Below are 20,610 nucleotides of genomic sequence, written 5' to 3'. Positions count from 1 at the left end.
CCATCGGTACGCAACTAAGCTTGAATTGCGTACCGATGGCACGCACTGGATGCCTGGAAGGCCGTTTTTCTACAAACATTATGTGCCGATGGCACTGAAATGACTTGTGATCAAGGAAATAATCTCCAAGTCACTTTATTTCAACCGTTCCTGAACAATCGATTTGTGATTTTTCCCGATGGGCAGCTTCTTCCCGTTCTTTAGCGTAATTGTATTCCCTTCGATAAACTGCAAAAACCGTTTGTTCAGCAGAAACGACTTGTGAATGCGGACAAAGGTGTCGGCCGGAAGCTGGGTTTCAAAACTGGTCAGCGTGCGGGGTGTCAGTAAAAAACCGGTTTCCCGCCAGACCTTCACGTAATTGCCCAGACTTTCGAGGTAATAAATCTCCTCCAGCTGCACCAGAACCTGTTTTTTGTCGGACTTGATGTACAATTGTGGAGAAACGGACGGAGCCGCAGGCGGTGAGACAGAAGCCGGTTTTTGCCGGGAAAACTCCGCCAGGGCGCGGTTGACGGCTTTCAAAAACCGGTCGAAGCGGAACGGTTTCAGGAGGTAATCGGACACATCCAGGTCGTAGCCTTCCAGCGCATATTCTTCGTAGGCCGACGTGATGATGACCAGCGGTTTTTGAATCAGCGTTTTCAGCAGTTCCAATCCGGTCAGCCGGGGCATACGAATGTCCAGAAATAGCAGATCGACCGGGTTTTGACTCAGAAAATCCAGCGCTTCCGTGGCCCGGTAACAATGGCCACAGATTTCCAGAAAAGGAATTCCCTCGGCGTAGGTCCGGATGACATCGTGCGCCAGCGGTTCATCGTCAATAATCAGACAGCGCATTTTCATAAAAACGTCAACGTTAATTCGGCCCGAAACCGCTGATCCTGAACGGTTGTGATCAATTCGTGCTGGTGCGGATACAGCAGTTGCAGCCGCCTTTTCAGATTCCGGAGCCCAATTCCCGGACGGGAATCTTCCGGTGGCTCAACCGAATTTTCACAGCGAATATAAAGCTGCCGGTGATCCGATTTCACCAGCAGGTGCAAATAAGCCGGGTCGTGGGCGGGCTCGATGCCGTGTTTGAACGCATTTTCCACCAGCACGATCAGCAACAGGGGCGGCACGGTTTTTTGGTCGTCAATGATTTCCTGCTCAAACCGGATGCCGGCCCGCTGCCGAAGGCGGATTTGCTGTAAATAGAGATAATCGTTGATGTAGTCGATTTCCTGCCGGATGGTAACCTCCCGTTCCTGTCCTTTATAAATGACGTAGCGCATCAATTCCGACAGTTTCAGAATGCTTTCCGGCGCCTGATCCGATTTCTGAAGGCTCAGGGCGTAGAGGTTGTTGAGTGTATTGAAAAAGAAATGCGGATTGAGCTGCTGTTTCAGCAAATCGAGTTCGGTTTCGGCTTTTTCCTTCTCCAGTGCCACAATCCGGCTGTTTTGGTTAAACCACTGCAAGGCCAGCACCACCGGCAAACTCACGAGCATGACCGCCAAAGCCGCGAAGGCATTTTCGAGCTGGAACGGATTGCTGGAAAAAAAACCGCCCAGCCGATCGTTGATCGGTAGAGCTAGTAACCCTTGCGCAATTAGCGGGTACAATAACGCAATCGTCGCCAGCACGCTCAGGGCGTAAAAAACCAGCCCTTTTTGTTTCAGAATCTGCGAAACCAGAAAATGACTGTTGATGTAAAAAAACAGATAACCGCTCAGGTACATCAGCAAAAATTGCAGCGTAAAAAACAGAAATGTGCCGAAATACTGACCGATTTTGCCAAAATCCAGCACAAAAGCAATCAATAACTGCTCCTTCGTGTCGTAGGCCGGATTGTCCAGACTCGAAACCGCCATGGCCGCCAGAGTGACGGAAATCAGCGTTATGCTGGTCATAATGGCTTTTTCCAGCCCAAATTTTTGTAACCACCGGCGCTGACGTACCAGTTTTTGAGCGTAAACTGCGCTTTCGAGCAGCAATTCGAGCAGCAGCGCGTAGAATCCGGCAATGATAAATAACGAGTCGGGTAAGTCGAACGGGGTTGTGTACGCAAAAACCGTGGTTCCAAGCGGCAGGTAAACCGCGAAACACGCCAGCCAGCGCTTTAAGTACAAACGGGCGGAAAGCTGCGGTTTCCAGACCGGTTTATACCAGGCAACCACCAGAACCGGAAGAAGTAAAGCACTGACTGTCAGAAGCGATTGAAAATAGGTGGTCCAGTTTGTCGGACGATTCGTCAGCGTATTGGCAATGCTTAATCCGCTTGCCAGCCCGAAATAGAGCCAGGGTTCCGGGTGCCGCAGCAGCCGTTCGGATTTGTAAATGAAGGGTTTCAACATCATTGGAAGGGTCAAGAAAGAAGGCGTCGGTGAAAACCGCAAATCAAAATGACGAACGGATCGAAGTCCGTGACCAACGTCGTTCATTTCCCGAAGTCAGCCCATTTGCGTCATTCGTCACGACCGGCAGTCCGTTGCTCATTTAAACGGGTCGGTTTCTTTTTCACTCACTAGCTTTCGGCTCATTCACTGCACTAAGAAACTGGTTATGAGTCGATTGAAAATACAACAACTCAGCAAGCAATACGCCAACGGCGTCAAGGCGCTGGACGCGGTTTCGCTGGAAATTCCGAACGGTTTGTTTGGTTTATTGGGCCCGAACGGAGCCGGCAAATCGTCGTTGATGCGGACGCTGGCCACTTTACAGCAACCCGACGCCGGAACGGTTTTGTTCGACGGCCTTAATATTCACCAGTATCCGCAGCAATTGCGCAGCCAGTTGGGTTATCTCCCCCAGGATTTTGGCGTTTATCCGAACGTTTCGGCGAGCGAATTGCTCAATCACCTGGCCATTCTGAAAGGACTGCTGAACAAAACCGAGCGACGCGAACAGGTCGATGCGCTGTTGCAGCAAACCAATCTGTATACGGTTCGGAAGCGGGCCGTGAGTACGTTTTCGGGCGGGATGCAACAGCGGTTTGGCATTGCGCAGGCTTTGTTGGGAAGTCCCCAGCTCATCATTGTAGACGAACCCACGGCGGGGCTCGATCCCGAAGAACGCAACCATTTTCACGATCTGCTGAGCGAAATCGGCGAAGAAGTGGTGGTGATTCTTTCCACGCACATTGTCGAGGATGTGTACGAACTGTGTCCGCAACTGGCGGTGATGGCACAGGGAAAAATCATTGTGCAGGGCAGTCCGGCGCAGCTAACGGCGGCTTTACGGGGCCGGGTGTGGAGCAAAACAATCGAAAGCCGGGCCTTAACCGACTATCAATTAGCTTATACGGTTTTGTCAACCCGGATGTTGGCCGGCAAAAGGCAGGTACTGGTGCTGGCCGACGCGTGTCCCGAACCCGGTTTTGTTCCCTTCAATCCGGGGCTTGAAGAGGTTTATTTTTCCGTGTTGGCCGAATCAAAACCGGCTCAAAAGGCGACGCTATGCTAACCCTGTTGCTCGGTTTTGAAGGGCGGTACCACAGCCGCCAGCTCTCCTACCGGGCGGCAGCCCTGCTGTTTTTCCTGTTCGGAATGGTCTGCGTGCGGGGCGGTTTTGGGGGCGACGCGGTGTTTACCAACGCCCCTTACGTCATCGACGTCCTGGTGGGGCTGCTGTCCCTGTTTCTGGTGCTGGTCAGCACCTTGCTTTGCGCCAACGTCGTGCTCCGCGACACTACGTACCGGATGGAAGCGCTCGTCGGAACGAGTTCCGTACGGCGGTTTTCGTACTTCGTCGCCCGGTTTCTGGGTTTGTATGCAGCCGTGTTTGGCCTACTGATTCTGGCGGTGGCAGGTTTGTTAGTTGGCGGCTTCCTGCTCGATCCGCTTCGACAGGGGCCGTTTCAACCTGTCCATTACCTCTGGCCGTTGCTGATCTTCGGCGTCCCGAATCTCTTTTTCTCGGTCAGCCTGATTTTTACGACGGCCCTCCTAAGCCGGAGCGCGCGGGCGGTTTACGCAACGGGCGTGCTGCTGTACGTCCTGTATCTGCTCGGCTCGGTGCTGGGCAATTCGCCCCTGATGGCCCGATCAACCATCCAGGATCAGCCGGGCTGGTTACCCTTCCTGATCGATCCCTTCGGGTTAGCGCCCCTTTTTCAGGAAACCCGTTTCTGGACGGTGGACCAGCGCAACCACCAGCTTTTCCCCCTCAATGGTTTATTTGTCGTCAACCGGTTTTTGTGGAGCGGAATTGCCCTGCTCGTTTTGCTCATTGGATACCGCCGGTTTTCGTTTGGCGAACAGCAGGCGATTCGCACCCAAAAAGCCGAACCGCAACCAACTGTCCGTCCGGTGATTCCGTATCGACGGTACGGCGTAAATCCCGGAACCCTACAGCACATGCGACTGGCGCTGGGCGCGCAACTCAGGCTGGAGGCCAAAGCGGTTTTTGGACAATTCCCGGTTTGGGTGATGCTCGTTCTGTGGGTAATTCTGATGGGAGTTGATGTAAGCGATAACCTGCGCAACGGCTGGTTCGGTACCGTGACTTACCCCGATACGGGAGTTATCGTCGAGTATCTCCGCTCCGTTCGGCCCGCCATGCTGCTGATTATTTTCTGGAGTGCGGAACTCCTCTGGCGGGAGCGATCGACCAATCGGCAGACGTTGGTCGGCAGTACACCCGCTCACAGCTTGGTTTTTGTCGGAGCCAAACTTGGCGCGCTGGCTTTATTAATCTTCCTGATTATCAGCACAAATAGTGCTATTGGACTCGTAATTCAATGGACGTCGGGGTATTTCACGAACGATTGGCCGGTTTATCTTTCGCTCTACTATTACAGCGGTTTGCCGTTGTTTTTGTTTGCAGTTCTGGCGGTTTTTATCCAGCTACTTAGCCCCAATAAATACCTGGGAATGGTGCTGACGATGACGGTTGCGGGCATACTGGCTTTTAGTCGGCGGCTGGGTCTGGAACATTACCTGTTGCGGTATGCCGTTGTTCCGGAATTAAATTATTCAGCGATGAACGGTTTCGGTCATTACGCGGTCGCTTTCGATTGGTATATGATTTACTGGTCGTGTTGTGCGGTTTTGCTGGGAATGCTGGCCGTTGGGTTCTGGCCAACGCGTTTGCAGGTCAGCACGTGGCAGCGTATCAAAGCGGTTGGGGAGCCGTGGGGCAAAACCGGCCGGTGGATGTTCGCGGGCGTCTTTTTGCTCTGGATTCTGGTGGGCGGAGTGATTTATTATCAGACAAACGTGATCGCGACTTACCGCAGCAAAACCGCCTGGCAGGACTGGCAAATTCAGTATGAGCAGAACTACAAACGGTTTGCCGCGCTCCGTCAGCCGGTGATTACGGCGGTCAGAACGCAGGTGGATCTTTTCCCGGAAAACCGCCAATACCGCGTGAAGGGCGTTTACCAACTGCAAAATAAATCGGCCTCGCCTGTCCACCGGCTCTGGCTGGGCGTCGATCCCGAAGTATCGTTGGTCCAACTGGACCTGCCCGGTGTGCAAAAGAAAACGCACGACCCGGTTTTTAACCAGTTCTGGTTCGATCTCAAAAAACCGATGCAACCGGGCGAAACGTTGCCGCTGCGGTTTTCGATGACGGTTAATCGGACCGGTTTTGTGCCGTTTAACGCCGAAAATTCCATAGTTGAAAATGGTTCGTACATCGAGCTGGAGAAATACGTGCCGTTTCTGGGTTACAACAGTCGGCTGGAGTGCGAGGAGCCGTTGGTTCGCACGAAGGCCGGTCTGGGCGAACAATCCTTCCCGAATCCGTCCGCCGACTATGACCTGATCGATCTGGAAACCACGGTTTCGACCTCCGCCGATCAGCAGGTCGTGACGGTGGGAACGCTGCAAAAATCGTGGATGAGTGACCACCGATGCTATTTTCACTACAAAACCAGTCGGCCCATTCCGTTCATGTTTGCGCTGAGTTCGGCCCGGTATGCCGAGTTGAAAGAAGTTTACAAGGGCGTCGCGCTGCGAATTTGTTACCAGCCGGGGCAAACCGCAAACGTTCCGGCCATGATGCAGGCCCTGAAAGACGCGCTGGATTATGGAAATCAGCATTTTGGCCGGTATCCGTTTCCGCAACTCACGCTGGCCGAACTACCGCAGTACGGCGGCTCGGCAACGGCTTATCCGGGGGCGGTTTTTAGTAAGGAACGGACCAATTTTCTGGTTGACTTCCGGGACACGAAACGGGTCAATTACGCTTATGCAACGGCTGTTCACGAAGTCGCGCATCAGTGGTGGGCGCACCAGCTACGACCGGTTTCCGGCCCCGGCGATGCCCTGCTGACGGAGTCGCTGGCGAAATACACCGAAGCAACCATTCTCCGGAAACGATATGGCGAGATGGCCTTACGGTCTTATTTTCAGGGCGATAAGAATTATTATTTTGCGAACCGGAACCAGAGAGAACCAGAATTGCCCCTGATTGCGACGGAAGGGCAGCCATTTGTTGCGTACCAGAAAGGCGGACTGGTTTTGTGCCGGATTCAGGAAGCGATGGGCGAAGAGCGGTTCAACCGGGCGCTGCGCCGATTGCTGGCCGAACATACCCATCCCGGAAAAAAACCGAAACCGGAGGATCTGATTTGGGCCTTGCAAGAGGAAGCTACGGACGCCCAAAGTCGCCTGATCGATGAAGCCTTGCGGGCAGTTATAACCAACAATTTATCGATTCGCGTTCGGGACTGTAAACCGCTTGCGGCCGGTCGGTTTGCGCTGACGCTGGAAATAAACAATGCCAAAACCGGGCACCGGCCCGACGGAAAACCGCTTGCGTTACCGCCCGACGATGAGTGGCAACTGGCAGTTTTTAACCAGCATACGGCAGACTGGAACGCGGCAACCCGGCCGGTTTTTACCCGGAAATACCGTTTCTCAAAAGCCCGTACGATCATTCAACTAATTGTGAATCAGAAGCCAAAAGCCGTCGCGATTGATCCTTACGGCTTTGCGCTGGACGACAATACGACCGACAATGTGCAGAATCTGAACGAGTAAAATTCGGGAAAGCAACGTCTCGCAATGCCCCAATTGTTTACCGGATGCTACCCGTTGTTCATCGCGGGTAGGTTTTCCGGTTTGGGGGCTGCAATTTCCGGTTATGAAAATCATTGGACTGACCAACTGGGCGCTCATCGGCGGTTATGCGGTTTTGATGGCGTATTCCGCGCTGACGCTGAATCAATCCGGCACCGATGCCGCCGGGCGGGGAATGGCTGCGGGCTATCTGTTTGTGGGGGCCATTCTGCTGGTGGTGGTGCTGGGCCTCAATCTTTTACCTTACCAGCTCACCAAAATTGCGGTTTTGTTCGCCCTGTTGCTGCCGCTGGTGTTCGGCATTCGCGAAGCCGCCACGAATTTTTACTTTACGCAACGGTCTGAAAAAGAGGACGAAGGCCGTTGGGACGGCTCGTATTATTTTAGCGATCCAGACCAACTGCGAATAGCTGAAGCCATTGCGGCCAATGACATGCCGAAGTTGCAGGCGCTGCTGGCCAAACCCCGGTTGCTGAACGAAAGCGGGAAAGATCACACGACCTTGCTCGATTTTGCGGCCCTTCGCACGGCTGGAATGTATAACTCGCCGTTCAGTGTGGAAGCGCTGGAGTTGCTGATGGCTCATGGCGCCACCATCGAAACCGCTGACTCGCTCCGGACGCCCACGCACGTGCTGGTTGCCCGGCAAAGTCCGGCGGCCTTGCTGGAATGGTTTCTGAAAAAAGGCGCTGATGCCAACGCAAAACATCTTCAGAATCAGAACCTTCCGGTTTTGTTCGTGGTGATGGATTACCCCACCGACCGGCTGGAAAAAGTAAAACTGTTGCTCGAACACGGGGCCGATCCGAACGTGATTTACCCGACGGCCGACTATGGCTGGCTGGCCGGTCATTCGGCGCTGCTGGCGGCAGCCCGCCAGGAATTGTGGGATGTTTGTCAGGTTTTGCTGGAACACGGCGCCGATTCGACGGTGGTGGGCCCGCAGCAACTGGTGTTTGGGGAGTTCATCGCCAAGCGCGAAAAAATATACGCCGAAGCCGGTTCGGCTCCCGCGACCTTTATTGCCCTGCAAAAAAGTATGGCTACTTCGTCCACCCGGAAGCCCTGACGAACAGGCGTTTACCGTGTGATTCTCTCCGCGATTTGTGGACTACACGATAAGATTAATGAAACAATTGCAACTACTTATTCGTACTAAGGGTCATAGTACCAAACGGACGGAAGCGCATGCAGCAGTAGGTGACCGGTTTTCTGAGTATCCGATTCACTTCTTAACGGTGTGAAAAACAAGATGTTAGAATAACCACAAGGATGGATTGACCCACTTGCATGACGCTATCCCGAATAAAAAACAACCTGAATGGATAGTTTGACTGCGTACGATAAGCATTTAGCCCGAGCGGTAATGATCGCTTTTTTCCTGCCGAACCGGCTGCAGATTTTTACTCTGATGGGCATTTTTCTTTTCTGGGTCATCAGAGATGCTTTTTTCACTAAAAACCGCCACTTTCGGCCTTACGGCGGAGCTTTGTTACTGGGCAGTATTTACCTGCTTTACGCGGTTCACCTCCCATTTACCGACCCATCCCGCCGTTCCGAGGTACTCTTTGATCTGGAGCAGAAAGCCAGCCTGATGGTGGCACCGTTTGCGCTGCTTTTCATGCAGCCGAAAACCCGGAAAATCATTTCGGGCGAGCTGATTTACTTCGTCTACGCGTGTTTTGCGTCCTGTCTGATAGGGAATCTATTTTATTTGCTCAAATACGGCCTGCAGATCAACGGACCGGAAGCCCACATTCAATACCGGCTTTATTTTACGGAAATCACGACTTTCCACCCAACGTACATGGGTATTTACCTGTGTTTTGCCACGGCGATTCTGCTGATTTCCCCGAAACACCGGCAACAACTGAAGGGCTGGAAACTGGGCGCGGTACTTTTCCCATTGTTTCTGTTTTTGATGGCGCTTATGCCCAAAGCACCGGTTATTGCGCTTTTCGCGATTCTGCTTTACTACGGCTGGATCAATCGGGCGCACAAACAGCAGGTTGTTCCCATTCTGGCCGTCTTGTTGCTTTCGGTATCGGTAGCCTGTATTTCCATCCCGTTCAGCAGCCAGCGAGTGGGAGAACTTTCGGCCCTGGTAACGGCCAAACCAAACGACAACCCGAATGCCAATTCGATTCAGATGCGGCAGGTTATCTGGTCGGTCGATCTGGATGTCCTGAAGAAAAACTGGCTGACGGGCGTTGGCCCCGGCGGCATCGATCCGGCTCTGGAAGCCCGGTATAAGGATTATTCGCGGATGTTTCACGTAACGCTGGAACCCCACGATACCCACAACGAATACATCAATCAATGGCTTTGTTTTGGGCTGGCCGGCATCGTCCTGCTCGTCGTTATTATGGGCGTTCAGTTTGCCAATGCCGCCCGCCGTCGTGATCATTTGTATGCCATTCTGCTGCTCATTTTTGTGATTACCTTTTTCACCGAAAATGTGTTATCGCAGCAACGTGGGGTAGTTTTCTATTCCTTTTTCACCTCCCTGTTTTTTCTGGCCGGGATGAAACTTCAGCCGAATCCGGTGGAGCCGGAAATCATCAAAACGCCGGAACGGAAACCTGAACTGGTCCCCGAAATTGGATAAAAAGTTAGTCAAGACGTATGAGTTAAAAAATGGCCGGTTTCTTCTTTTAACTCTTACTGCTTAACACAAAAAATGAGAGTACGCTTAGCGTCCTTAGCCGATATTCCGGCTTTATTACAACTGATCCGACGCGTTGTGCCGTTGATGCAGGCCGTCGGGAATTTTCAATGGGATAACGAGTACCCAAACGCTGCGGTTTTTGAAAACGACATCGCAAAGGAACAACTTTGGGTAGCCGAACTGGATGGCCAACTGGTTGGTGTGGCGGCCATTACGACCGATCAGGAGCCGGAATACGCCCAGGTAGGTTGGGATTTGACCGAAACCGCCATTGTCGTTCACCGGCTGGCGGTCGATCCGGCGGTTCGCGGGCGGGGCGTTGCCGCCAAGCTGCTGGCGCAGGCCGAAGACGTGGCCCGGCAACGCGGAATCCATGTTCTCCGAATCGATACCAACACCCAAAACGAAGCCACCCAGCGGCTTTTTCCGAAAGTCGGCTACGCGTTCGCCGGTGAAATCGGGCTGGGTTTCCGACCCGGTTTGCGGTTTTACTGCTACGAAAAACGATTGGCGGATATGTAATGGTTGCCCCTCAATCCCCTAAAGGGGACTTATTAAATCCGAATGTTTAAGCATTCAAGTCCCCTTTAGGGGATTTAGGGGCAAAACCGCATATCGCGAATTATTTCACACTTTGCTACGCCATTCCAAACCGTCTTCTATTTTTACCGGAAAAAGTAACGGATGGAACGGTTTCTGCTGCCAATTGCCTTTCTTCTGCTAACAGCCATTACGGCTTTTCTGCCGGTTCGGAACCCGAAAAACCGGAAAGAGGCACGACCCAATATCGTTCTGATTGTGGCCGATGATCACGGTCGGGAAGCCGTCGGTTGCTACGGAAATCCGGTCGTCAAAACGCCCCACATCGATCGGTTAGCCGCCGAAGGTACGCGGTTTACCAACGCCTTCTGCACCACGGCTAGTTGCAGCCCCAGCCGGTCGGTACTGCTGACGGGCCTGCATAACCACGCCAACGGCATGTACGGGCTGGAACACCGCGAACACCATTTCAGCTCCTTCGATACGGTTCGGACGTTGCCGGTGCAACTCGCAAAAGCCGGGTACCGAACCGCCCGGATCGGAAAATTCCACGTTGCGCCCGAGTCGGCGTACCATTTTCAGCGGGTGCTGCAAGCGGGCGGGACCAACAATCCGGCGTCGATTGGCCGCAGCCCGGTTGCGATGGCGGATTTGTGTTATCCACTCTTTTCGGAAACTTCCGAACAACCGTTTTTTCTCTATTTCGCCACCGACGATCCGCACCGCAGCAATTCTGTGGCGCCCGACGGCTCACCGGTTTTTACGAGCGATCAGGCCAACCGGTTTGGCAACCGGCCGGGCGGTTATCCGCAGGTCCACGACGTTTTTTACCAACCGTTTCAGGTCCGGGTCCCGCCCTATCTGCCCGACACCCGCGCGGCCCGACTGGAACTGGCGCAGTATTACGAGTCAATCAGTCGGCTGGATCAGGGCGTGGAACGGCTGGTGGCATTGCTGAAGGAAACCGGTCAGTACGACAACACGATTATCATCTATTTGTCGGACAACGGAGCGCCTTTTCCCGGTTCAAAAACCACTTTGTACGAACCGGGAATGAAACTGCCTTTGATCGTTAAACTGCCCAAACCGCAAAAACCGGGCTTCGTGCAGGATGCGATGGTGTCGTGGGTCGATCTGACGCCAACGCTGCTGGATTTTGCCGGTGCGCTATCGGACACGCTTTACCGGCAGGGCCGGAGTTTCAAAACCATCGTGGAGCAGGTAAAAACAACGGGCTGGGATGAGGTCTACGCGTCGCATTCGCTGCACGAAGTGACGATGTATTACCCGATGCGGGTGCTGCGCGAACGTCGGTACAAGCTGATTTTTAACATCGCTCATTCGCTGACTTTTCCAATGGCGCTTGATCTGTACCAATCGTTTACGTGGCAGAATGTGCTTCAGGAGAAGCGGAAGCTGTACGGAAAACGGAGCGTGGAAGCGTATCTGCACCGGCCCCGTTTCGAGCTGTACGATCTGCAAAACGACCCCGACGAAGTGCATAACCTCGCCGGTGATCCCAAGCATCAGGCGGTTTTGAAACGCATGCAGGGAAAATTAAAGCGGTTTCAGCAGCAAACCAAAGATCAGTGGGTAAGCAAATGGGCGTTTGAATAGCGGTTTTCCCGTTTCCGAAGGGCAGCGGGAAAACCGCCGAACCGCTTGCAATCCGGATTGATAAGCCTAAAGCTGATTTTATCGGCCCAGCAGTTTGCGGAACGGTTTGAGGATCATGCCCCCGATCCGGCGAAAAGCCGAGGGAACCGTAATCCGCATCGCATACCCTTCGTTTTCCTGGTTGATGTAGGCGTCGATGTATTTGTTGGCGACCTTCTCGCCGGTGATGATATTCGTAATCTGACGCAGGTATAATTTATCCAACGGCATATCCGATTGCAAAGGCGTGTAGTAGACGCAGTCCTCGAAAAAGTAGTGCGACACCTGGCTGTAGCGGGTCGATCCGGGCGTTATAATCTGCTCCCCGCCGTGCAGCAAATTCGCAGCCCAGATGAGGGCTTTGCCCTTTTTCATGTTCAGAATGGCCTTTTTCAAATCCTGAGCCTCGATCATATCGCTCAGAAAATCGGCGTATTTCGGATAGGTTTTGCTGTAGGCTTCGTTCAGGGTCTTTGCCGAAGTCGCCCGGATGCCAATATCGGACAAATCATAAAAAGGCAGCTTGTGGCTACCCGGATAGTAATGCAGCGGACCGTTATCATTGCGAACATCTTCCAGCGCCACCCAGACGCCACACATAAACCGCTGCGGAATCGAGTGAAAGTGCATCGAATCGCTGTGGGTCCGTTGCTGCGTTCCGAGTTTAAAATTCAGGGTCTGGAACGGAATCGGCTCCCGGCGGTATAACATGCGCAAGACGTCCAGCACTTTTGGAGCCGTCGCAATTTGCTTTACGGCCTCCACATCTTTCCAGGCATCCTGAATACGATCGTCTTTGACAGCCAGGTGTTTAGGCTCCAGTTGTTCCAAAGCCTGATCCAGTATAGACTCGTCAATTTCGGGATCGAAAACCACAAAACCTTCTTCGGCAAATTGTGTAACGATGCGCTCCATCTCCGGACTCAGATTCGCTTTTTTCAGCTCAGAGCGGAAAAAAGGTGACTCGATCCACGGAAGATTCATGCTGTAATTTTCAGCAGATTGTGAGGTTGCCACAGCCATTGGAATAAATGAAAAGGTGATCCTGAATCAAATTTATATAAGCCGCCGATTAGATATATATACTAATCGCCCATAAAAGTAACTAATTATTTTTATTACCGTTTAGTACGGGATATTTGCCCCGGCAAACGTCCGGCGTTATCTTGCGCGATGTTCGACGAAAACACCATTCGAAATCTTCTTTGGCTCCTGTTGCTCCTGCCCTTTCTGAGCGGCAGTTTGTGGCTGCTGGCGGGTCGACGAATCAACGACTGGGTGGGCGCGTTGGGTGCGGGTTTGACGCTGGCCGGACTGGCATTATCGGTTTTTCTGGTGAACCAAATCGGCACCGAAATTCGGACATTACGTACGGATTGGCTCCTCATGCCCGGTCGCGTTGTGCCCATTTCATTCCGGCTTGACGCCCTGACTTTACTAATGCTGGTGGTCGTCCATTTCATTGCGCTGCTGGTTCAAATCTATTCCATTTCATACCTCCACGACGAACGCGATCGCTACCGGTATTTCGGTTTTCTGAGTCTGTTTATCGGTTCCATGCTCGGAATCGTGCTGGCCGGAAACCTGATTGTGCTCTATGCCTTCTGGGAACTGGTCGGCCTGTCGTCGTATTTATTGATCGGTTTCTGGTTCCGAAAACCGCAGGCGGCTGCGGCTGCCAAAAAGGCGTTTATCATGAACCGCGTAGGCGATGCCGGTTTTCTGCTCGGTATTTTTCTGGTGCTTTTCCAGGCCGGAACCACCGAACTGGCCGCGCTCCCGAATGCGTTTGTTGCCGACGGCTGGCTGGCGACGCTGACCGGTTTTTGCCTGTTTTGCGGTTGCATCGGCAAATCGGCCCAGTTTCCGCTCACCACCTGGCTTCCCGACGCGATGGAAGGTCCGACGCCGGTTTCGGCACTCATCCATGCCGCGACGATGGTGGCCGCCGGGATTTTCCTGCTGGCCCGCATTCACTTTTTACTGACGCCCGACGCCCTGCTGATCATCACCGTCGTTGGCACGATTACGATGCTGATGGCGGCTTATTCCGCTCTCTATCAAACCGATATTAAAAAAGTACTGGCCTATTCCACCGTTTCCCAACTGGGCTTAATGGTGATCGGGATGGGAACCGGCAGCGGTTCAAGCGCATTGTTTCACCTCACGACCCACGCCTTTTTCAAAGCCGGGTTGTTTCTGGCGGCCGGGTCGGTCATTCACGGGGCCGATACGCAGGACATGCGCAACATGGGCGGTTTGCGAAAAGCGATGCCGATCACGTTTATCGGCTGGGCGGTTTGCGCGGCTGCCCTTTCCGGTTTTCCGCTTTTCGCCGGTTTTTTATCGAAAGAAGCCATCCTGACCGACGCGTTCGGCTGGGCCGGACAGCAGGGCGGTTTTGCCTACCTCATCCCAATCCTGGCGGTTTTTTCATCCGGATTAACGGCCTGTTACATGATGCGTCAGGGGAAACTGGTTTTCTTCGGTGAGTCCAGAAACCCGGAGCATCACGCGCACGAATCCAGCCCGATGCTCACGGTGCCCGTTCTGATTCTGGCGGTTTTGTCGACCGGTTTTGTTTTTACCGCCAACCCGTTTTCCGCCGAACACAGCTGGTTTTTTCAGCTTTTTCCACTCCAGAACGAGGGCGAAGGGCATTTGTGGATTGCGGTTTTATCCATCAGCGTGGTGGCCATTGGCCTTTGGCTCGGCTGGCGAATGCCGGTTTCGCCCCAATCAACGAGCCTAAGCCGCCTGTCGGAGCATAACTGGTACCTCGACGGTTTCTATAACCGCCTGATCGTCCGCCCGTTTGTCCGGCTCGCCCGGTTTTCGTTCGCCTTCGATCAGCGCATCGTCGACCGGCTGGTTGATTTTATCGGCGTTGGCAACGTCGTGCTGGCCCACGTCATCAGTTGGATTGATCGCGCAATCGTCGACGGCCTGGTCAACGGCGCATCCTGGCTGGCGCACCGGCTCGGCAATCTGACGCGTTCGGTGCAAAATGGCCGCGTTCAATCGTACATCGCCAGCGCGGTCGTCGGTTTGTTAGTTATTCTTTGGTTTTTGATCTAGTCTACACCAGCGCATCGCTGTTGCCGACACCAAACTATGCTGTCTTCACTTCTCTTTATTCCGTTGATCGGTTCGCTGCTGGTGGTTCTTTTACCAGACAGTCTGAAAAATAGCTACAAGTGGATTACGCTGGCGGTTTGCGCCCTGGAACTGCTGGTTTGCGGAGCCATTTATCGGACGTTCGACCCGGCACTGGCCGACTACCAGCTTCTCGAACGCATCGACTGGATTACACTGCCGCTGGGCTCACTCGGCGTCGTTTCCATCGACTATCTGGTCGGGGTCGACGGCATTAGCCTGCCGATGGTTTTGCTGTCGGGTGTAGTGATGCTCGTCGGTGCCATCTCGTCCTGGACCATCGACAAGCGGTTAAAAGCCTATCACGCGCTGTATCTGCTCCTGACGGCCACCATCATTGGTTGTTTCATCGCGCTCGATTTTTTCCTGTTTTTCCTCTTCTTCGAGTTCATGTTGTTGCCGATGTATTTTCTCATCGGTTTGTGGGGCGGCCCGCGCCGGGAATACGCGTCCATCAAGTTTTTCCTCTACACGCTGGCGGGCTCGGTTTTGATTCTGCTGGTGATGATCAGCCTGTATTTATCAGTCATGGACCCGGTCGAAACGGCGGTCAACATTGGGCTGATCGGCGACCGCTCGGAGGCCACTGACACCATCATCCGGCAGGTTCAGTTTCTGCTCGCCGATTACAAAATTCAGTCGCAGCAACTCGTCCATACCTTCGATCTGCGCTACATGGCCCACGGCGGCAATTACCTGCCCGATTCCTTTCTGGGTCCAACCGGCGAGCTCGTCGTTTTCGGGCTTCCGTCTCGCATGCTGGCTTTTCTGTGCGTTTTTCTCGGTTTTGCCATCAAGCTCCCGGTGGTGCCGTTCCACACCTGGCTCCCTGACGCCCACGTCGAAGCTCCAACCCCGGTTTCGGTGGTGCTGGCGGGTGTGTTGCTGAAAATCGGTGGCTACGGTTTTCTGCGAATCGGCTGGGGGCTGTTCCCCGACGGGGCCGCCGAATACGCGCTCTTACTGGCCGGTCTGGGCGTGATTTCAATTGTCTACGGCGGTTTTAACGCGCTGGCGCAGTCGGATCTGAAGAAAATGATTGCCTATTCGTCCGTGTCGCACATGGGGTTTGTCCTGCTGGGTATTGCCTCGCTGACGTCGGAAGGCGTCAATGGCGCGGTGTACCAGATGGCGAGTCACGGCGTGTTGTCGGCCATGCTGTTTTTGCTTACCGGCGTCATCTACGACCGCACCCACGACCGGCGCATCGACAATTACCGGGGGCTGGCCAGCGCCATGCCGAGCTACACCGCCCTAACGGCCATTGCTTTTTTTGCTTCGTTAGGTTTGCCCGGTTTCTCCGGTTTTGTGGGTGAATTGTTCACGCTGATGGGCAGTTTTCAGTCGCTCTGGCTTCCCGGCTGGATGACGGCTCTGGCCACGCTGGGCATCATTCTGGCGGCTGCCTATTTCCTCTGGACGCTCCAGCGCATGTTTTTCGGCGTTCTCTGGTCGCGTACCGAAACTGCCGGACAACTCACCGACCTTGACGCCCGCGAGCGGCTCATGCTGATTCCACTGGCGGCTTTAGCGTTGCTCCTCGGTTTGTTTCCGAACCTGCTCTTCAATCTGACCAACTCCACCGTTGCGGAATGGATTCAGCGGTTTAGTGTAGAATAATTTGTATCATTACTTATGACTGTACTAAACTCACCACGGAAAAATGTTTTTCTTCATTCTGGGCATACTGGCGCTCATCGTCGGTTTTGCCGTTAACACGCCTTCCCTGGCGGTTTCCCGGTTTTCGAGGCCGCTCAAAGTGGTTGGAACTATCTTCATTATCATCGGTTTTCTCTCGTCGGCAGTGCGTCAGATCGACGCCGGAACGGTGGGCGTACAGAGTCTGTTCGGCAGTGTACAGGATCGCGTGCTGGAAAGTGGCCTGAATTTCGTCAATCCGCTGGTGACGGTCACCGAATTCGACGTTAAAACCCAGAATTACACCATGTCCGGGGCGCACGACGAAAGCGGGCAACTCGGCGATGACGCCATCCGGGTATTAACTGCCGACGGGCTGGAAGTAGTCATCGATCTGACGGTTCTGTATCGCGTCAACCCCACCGAAGCGCCCCAGATTTACCGCAGCATCGGCGCTGATTATTCCAACAAAGTGGTTCGCCCCATCACCCGAACCCGCATCCGCGACAATGCGGTTTATTACGACGCGGTGGCGCTTTATTCCACCAAGCGGGATGAATTTCAAAACCGCATTTACAAAACCATCGAGTCCGACCTGACCAAACGCGGGCTGATGCTGGAGCAGTTGCTGATTCGAAACATTAACCTGCCCGCGTCGGTGAAAGCCACGATTGAATCCAAAATCAACGCCGAGCAGGACGCGCAGAAAATGCAGTTTGTGCTGCAAAAAGAGCGTCAGGAGGCCGAACGGAAACGCGTAGAAGCCCAGGGAATTGCCGATTACCAGAAAATTCTGGCCACGGGCCTGTCTGATAAACAGTTGCAGTATGAGCAGATCAAGGTTCAGCGTGAACTGGCCGCTTCACCCAATGCAAAAATCATCGTTCTGGGCAGCCGGGGCAATGTTCCTCTGATTTTAAATGACAAATGATTGCGCCCCTAAATCCCCTAAAGGGGACTTGGACGCATAAGGACCGGATGCTTAAAGTCCCCTTTAGGGGATTAGGTGAAAAACGATAGTCCATTATCGGGCCAAAACAGTATTACACACAGTCTTTCTAATCTAACTGGTATGCAACAAACTTCTACCGCTGTTTCAGAGCCTGCGCTGGCCCAACCGGCACCCGTCCGGCGTCTGAAATCACTGGATGCCCTGCGGGGTTTCGATATGTTCTGGATTGCCGGTGGAGAAGAGATATTTTACGTGCTGGCCAAAACAACGGGCTGGGCCTGGGCGGCTTTTATGGCCGAACAGTTCACCCACGTCGAATGGAACGGTTTTCGGCCCTACGACTGCATTTTTCCGCTTTTTCTGTTCATGGCAGGGGTTTCTACGCCCTTCGCCGTCGGCAGCCGGATCGAGCGGGGCGTCCCGAAGAGTGAGCTGGCCCGCAAAATGATCACACGCGGGCTGATTCTAGTCTTGCTCGGCATCATTTACAACAACGGTATTCTCGTCAAAACCCTCAGTGAAACCCGATTTGGGAGCGTACTGGGCCGCATTGGTCTGGCGGGCATGTTCGCCCAGTTGATCTATCTGTATTTCCCGAATCCGAAAGTGCAATACGCCTGGTTTGCCGGTTTACTGCTGGCCTATTGGGCCATGATGAAACTGATTCCGGTGCCGGGTTGCGGAGCTGGTCTGCTGACGATCGATTGCAGTCTGGCGGGTTACATCGACCGCTCCATTATGCCGGGACGGTTATACCTGAAAGTCCACGATCCGGAAGGTTTGTTTTCGACCATTCCCGCCATCGGAACGGCGATGCTCGGTATTTTCTCCGGCCAGTTGCTTAAAAGCGAAGGTCGGGCGGCCAACCGCGACCAGAAAACACTGTGGCTCGTACTCGGCGGTCTTTCCTGTCTGGTGCTGGGCTACAGTTGGGGACTGGTTTTTCCGATCAATAAGAATCTGTGGACCAGCTCATTCGTGCTGGTGGCCGGTGGCTGGAGCGTGCTGATGCTGGCGCTGTTTTACTGGATCATCGACGTCAAAAACGTAAGCGGCTGGGCGTTTTTCTTCACTGTCATCGGCATGAATTCCATCCTGATTTACATTGCCGGGGAATTCATCGACTTTGAATACGCATCCAAATTCTTCTTCCACGGTATTCTCAGTTTCTTCTCCGAACCCGTCCAGGCCGTTGGCGCCATCGTGGGGCTATTGGCCGTGAAATGGGTATTTCTGTATTTTCTATACAAAAAGAAGGTGTTTTTGCGGGTGTGAGTTAAGTTGTTTCGCGATGATAAGCGGAGAAAAAAGGAGTTACGCAGAGAAAAATAGGCTTCGCTTAACTCTCTTTTCCTCCGCTCAACTCCGCGAAATAATCACTTCTTATCGAGCAATCCCATCGATTTCAGCCAGCCTTCGCAGGCTGCAGGCCAGTTTTCGATGGAACCTTTGCCTTTCACGCGGAGTGCGTAGCCGTGGCCGCCTTTGGGGTAAAGGTGCATTTCGGCCGGGACATTGGCTTTGGTTAGCGCCAGGTAATAATCGATGCTGTTTTCCACCGGCACACCCTTGTCGTCCTGCGCGTGTACCAGAAAGGTCGGTGGGGTTTTGGCGTCGACCTGCAGCTCGTTGGAATAATACGCAATCTGCTCCGGACTCGCATTTTTGCCAATCAGCTTGTCGCGGGAGCCGCCGTGGGCTTTTGCGCCAAACGTCACCACCGGATACATCAGGATCGCAAAATTCGGTTTGGCTTCTTCGCTGGCGGCAGCGCCCCGGTGGTAATGCGTCGACAAGGTTGACGCGAGGTGGCCGCCCGCCGAAAAACCGATCACGCCCAGGCGGTCGGCGTTGATGTTCCATTTGGCCGCGTTTTGCCGAATCAGCTTCATGCCCTGCATCGCATCGGCCAGCGGAACTTCGTGGCGGTTGGTCTGCGTCCGGTCGTCGGGCAGGCGGTGTTTCAAGACAAAAGCCGCAATACCGCGCTCGTTAAACCACTGTGCCATTTCTTCGCCTTCGTGGCCATAGGCCAGCAAACTATACCCCCCGCCCGGAATCACCATGATGGCGGCTCCTGTAGCCTTGTCTTTGGGCGGTAGAAAAGCCGTTATGGTTGGCACTTTGACGTCACTGATGCGTAAAATACCGTCTTTTCCCATCTCCGATTTTTCCTGAACGGCCTCGTTCGGAATGGCGTTCGGAATTTGATTTTGGGGCCAGAGTTCAACGGTTTCCGGTTTTTGAGCCATAACAGAAGATGCCAGCAACAAGGTCGCCGAGAGGAGTTTGAGCGTAAAATTCATACGATTCAGGAATAGAATAAGTGCCAGTTCCGGCACCCGGTTTTTGTTATGTTGCCGCCAAATTAGCGACTTTCCCTTTCAAATACCCAATCACCACTTCCAGACCTTTCTGGTAATGGACATTATTAGGAATGACAATATCCGCAATGGCTTTGTGAGGTTTGATAAATTCCTGATACGTCGGGCGGACGTGGTAGTCCCACTGGTGCTTGATCATTTCGGGCGTCAGCGCGCGTTCGGCCTGATCGCGCACCATCCGGCGCTCGTATTTAATCTTGTTTTTGGCGTCGATAAAGATCTTCAGATCAAGCTGCTCCACAACCTCTTCAAAGTGAAAGGCAAAAATCCCTTCCACCACAATGATGGGCGTGGGCCTGAATGTCAGCATCTTAGGCACAACATTCGGATTATTAAAGGTGTACTCCAGCATTTCCACCACGTGCCCCTCGTGGAGTTGGCGGATGTGCCAGGCAAACCGCAGGTGATCGATGGTCTGGGGCAAATCGAAATTATGAACACCAATGTCGTCGCGCGGAATCTGATCGAGCGGTTTGTAGTACATATCCTGCGAAATCAGGCAGATTTCATTTTCCGAAAAAGCGGAGATCAATCCCTTCAAAAAAGAGGTTTTTCCGGAGGCACTCCCGCCCGTAATTCCGACGATGTATGGTTTCATGGTACAAA

At 53.4% G+C, this 20,610-nt stretch carries 15 protein-coding genes; 10 read left to right on the top strand and 5 right to left on the bottom strand.

Annotated elements, in window-relative coordinates:
• Positions 1-135: 135 nt before the first annotated feature.
• Both GJJ30_RS09655 and GJJ30_RS09650 read right to left on the bottom strand, forming a co-directional pair.
• Positions 136-846 (bottom strand): LytR/AlgR family response regulator transcription factor, encoded by a 711-nt coding sequence (locus GJJ30_RS09655; RefSeq protein WP_154174913.1) that lies wholly within the window; start codon positions 844-846, stop codon positions 136-138.
• Positions 843-2,342: a sensor histidine kinase gene (locus GJJ30_RS09650; RefSeq protein ID WP_170299155.1), complete on the bottom strand. Its 1,500-nt coding sequence runs from the start codon at positions 2,340-2,342 to the stop codon at positions 843-845. Before GJJ30_RS09650 ends, GJJ30_RS09655 begins: the two co-directional genes overlap by 4 nt.
• A gap of 205 nt (positions 2,343-2,547) precedes the next feature.
• On the opposite strand from GJJ30_RS09650, the gene GJJ30_RS09645 reads away from it, so the two are divergent.
• From GJJ30_RS09645 to GJJ30_RS09620, 6 genes are all read left to right on the top strand, one after another.
• Complete coding sequence (locus GJJ30_RS09645) at positions 2,548-3,447, top strand: ABC transporter ATP-binding protein (RefSeq protein WP_154174911.1); 900 nt, start codon at positions 2,548-2,550, stop codon at positions 3,445-3,447.
• Positions 3,441-6,971 carry a M1 family aminopeptidase gene (locus GJJ30_RS09640; RefSeq protein ID WP_154174910.1) on the top strand — a complete coding sequence of 1,177 codons (3,531 nt, stop codon included), beginning with the start codon at positions 3,441-3,443 and terminating at the stop codon, positions 6,969-6,971. Before GJJ30_RS09645 ends, GJJ30_RS09640 begins: the two co-directional genes overlap by 7 nt.
• Positions 6,972-7,074: 103 nt before the next feature.
• Entirely contained in the window at positions 7,075-8,079 is a 1,005-nt protein-coding gene (locus GJJ30_RS09635; RefSeq protein WP_154174909.1) for an ankyrin repeat domain-containing protein, read from the top strand.
• Between the two features lie 252 nt (positions 8,080-8,331).
• On the top strand, positions 8,332-9,618 hold the full coding sequence (locus tag GJJ30_RS09630) for an O-antigen ligase family protein (RefSeq protein WP_154174908.1): 1,287 nt from the start codon (positions 8,332-8,334) through the stop codon (positions 9,616-9,618).
• 72 nt (positions 9,619-9,690) lie between these two features.
• Entirely contained in the window at positions 9,691-10,200 is a 510-nt protein-coding gene (locus tag GJJ30_RS09625) for a GNAT family N-acetyltransferase (protein WP_154174907.1), read from the top strand.
• A 162-nt stretch (positions 10,201-10,362) separates the two neighbouring features.
• The gene (locus tag GJJ30_RS09620) at positions 10,363-11,835 is read left to right on the top strand and encodes a sulfatase family protein (protein WP_154174906.1); all 1,473 of its coding nucleotides are present in this window, start codon (positions 10,363-10,365) and stop codon (positions 11,833-11,835) included.
• A 78-nt stretch (positions 11,836-11,913) separates the two neighbouring features.
• Here the strand turns inward: GJJ30_RS09620 and GJJ30_RS09615 are convergent, their stop codons facing one another.
• Positions 11,914-12,858 carry a phytanoyl-CoA dioxygenase family protein gene (locus tag GJJ30_RS09615; RefSeq protein WP_170299154.1) on the bottom strand — a complete coding sequence of 315 codons (945 nt, stop codon included), beginning with the start codon at positions 12,856-12,858 and terminating at the stop codon, positions 11,914-11,916.
• Positions 12,859-13,047: 189 nt separating this feature from the next.
• Here GJJ30_RS09615 and nuoL point away from each other — a divergent pair, with 189 nt between their 5' ends.
• The 4 genes from nuoL to GJJ30_RS09595 all read left to right on the top strand — a co-directional run bounded on the left by nuoL (position 13,048) and on the right by GJJ30_RS09595 (position 18,895).
• Positions 13,048-14,952, top strand: a complete 1,905-nt coding sequence (gene nuoL, locus GJJ30_RS09610) for an NADH-quinone oxidoreductase subunit L (protein WP_154174904.1) — start codon at positions 13,048-13,050, stop codon at positions 14,950-14,952.
• Positions 14,953-14,988: 36 nt separating this feature from the next.
• Positions 14,989-16,650: a complex I subunit 4 family protein gene (locus GJJ30_RS09605; protein ID WP_154174903.1), complete on the top strand. Its 1,662-nt coding sequence runs from the start codon at positions 14,989-14,991 to the stop codon at positions 16,648-16,650.
• A gap of 43 nt (positions 16,651-16,693) precedes the next feature.
• The gene (locus GJJ30_RS09600; RefSeq protein WP_154174902.1) at positions 16,694-17,599 is read left to right on the top strand and encodes a prohibitin family protein; all 906 of its coding nucleotides are present in this window, start codon (positions 16,694-16,696) and stop codon (positions 17,597-17,599) included.
• A 141-nt stretch (positions 17,600-17,740) separates the two neighbouring features.
• Complete coding sequence (locus tag GJJ30_RS09595) at positions 17,741-18,895, top strand: acyltransferase family protein (RefSeq protein ID WP_154174901.1); 1,155 nt, start codon at positions 17,741-17,743, stop codon at positions 18,893-18,895.
• A 101-nt stretch (positions 18,896-18,996) separates the two neighbouring features.
• On the opposite strand, the gene GJJ30_RS09590 is transcribed toward GJJ30_RS09595, so the two are convergent.
• Together GJJ30_RS09590 and GJJ30_RS09585 are read right to left on the bottom strand one after the other, a co-directional pair.
• On the bottom strand, positions 18,997-19,926 hold the full coding sequence (locus GJJ30_RS09590; RefSeq protein ID WP_154174900.1) for an alpha/beta hydrolase: 930 nt from the start codon (positions 19,924-19,926) through the stop codon (positions 18,997-18,999).
• Positions 19,927-19,972: 46 nt separating this feature from the next.
• Positions 19,973-20,602 (bottom strand): uridine kinase family protein, encoded by a 630-nt coding sequence (locus GJJ30_RS09585; protein WP_154174899.1) that lies wholly within the window; start codon positions 20,600-20,602, stop codon positions 19,973-19,975.
• Positions 20,603-20,610: the final 8 nt, after the last annotated feature.

The organism is Larkinella terrae, from assembly GCF_009668025.1.
Lineage (GTDB): Bacteria > Bacteroidota > Bacteroidia > Cytophagales > Spirosomataceae > Larkinella > Larkinella terrae.
This window is presented reverse-complemented; position numbering and strand designations above follow the sequence as displayed.

Bases quoted from the DNA above. Each gene is read 5' to 3' on its own strand.
- GJJ30_RS09655 (WP_154174913.1), bottom strand. From the start codon at position 846: ATGAAAATGCGCTGTCTGATTATTGACGATGAACCGCTGGCGCACGAT.
- GJJ30_RS09650 (WP_170299155.1), bottom strand. From the start codon at position 2,342: ATGATGTTGAAACCCTTCATTTACAAATCCGAACGGCTGCTGCGGCAC.
- GJJ30_RS09645 (WP_154174911.1), top strand. From the start codon at position 2,548: ATGAGTCGATTGAAAATACAACAACTCAGCAAGCAATACGCCAACGGC.
- GJJ30_RS09640 (WP_154174910.1), top strand. From the start codon at position 3,441: ATGCTAACCCTGTTGCTCGGTTTTGAAGGGCGGTACCACAGCCGCCAG.
- GJJ30_RS09635 (WP_154174909.1), top strand. From the start codon at position 7,075: ATGAAAATCATTGGACTGACCAACTGGGCGCTCATCGGCGGTTATGCG.
- GJJ30_RS09630 (WP_154174908.1), top strand. From the start codon at position 8,332: ATGGATAGTTTGACTGCGTACGATAAGCATTTAGCCCGAGCGGTAATG.
- GJJ30_RS09625 (WP_154174907.1), top strand. From the start codon at position 9,691: ATGAGAGTACGCTTAGCGTCCTTAGCCGATATTCCGGCTTTATTACAA.
- GJJ30_RS09620 (WP_154174906.1), top strand. From the start codon at position 10,363: ATGGAACGGTTTCTGCTGCCAATTGCCTTTCTTCTGCTAACAGCCATT.
- GJJ30_RS09615 (WP_170299154.1), bottom strand. From the start codon at position 12,858: ATGAATCTTCCGTGGATCGAGTCACCTTTTTTCCGCTCTGAGCTGAAA.
- nuoL (WP_154174904.1), top strand. From the start codon at position 13,048: ATGTTCGACGAAAACACCATTCGAAATCTTCTTTGGCTCCTGTTGCTC.
- GJJ30_RS09605 (WP_154174903.1), top strand. From the start codon at position 14,989: ATGCTGTCTTCACTTCTCTTTATTCCGTTGATCGGTTCGCTGCTGGTG.
- GJJ30_RS09600 (WP_154174902.1), top strand. From the start codon at position 16,694: ATGTTTTTCTTCATTCTGGGCATACTGGCGCTCATCGTCGGTTTTGCC.
- GJJ30_RS09595 (WP_154174901.1), top strand. From the start codon at position 17,741: ATGCAACAAACTTCTACCGCTGTTTCAGAGCCTGCGCTGGCCCAACCG.
- GJJ30_RS09590 (WP_154174900.1), bottom strand. From the start codon at position 19,926: ATGAATTTTACGCTCAAACTCCTCTCGGCGACCTTGTTGCTGGCATCT.
- GJJ30_RS09585 (WP_154174899.1), bottom strand. From the start codon at position 20,602: ATGAAACCATACATCGTCGGAATTACGGGCGGGAGTGCCTCCGGAAAA.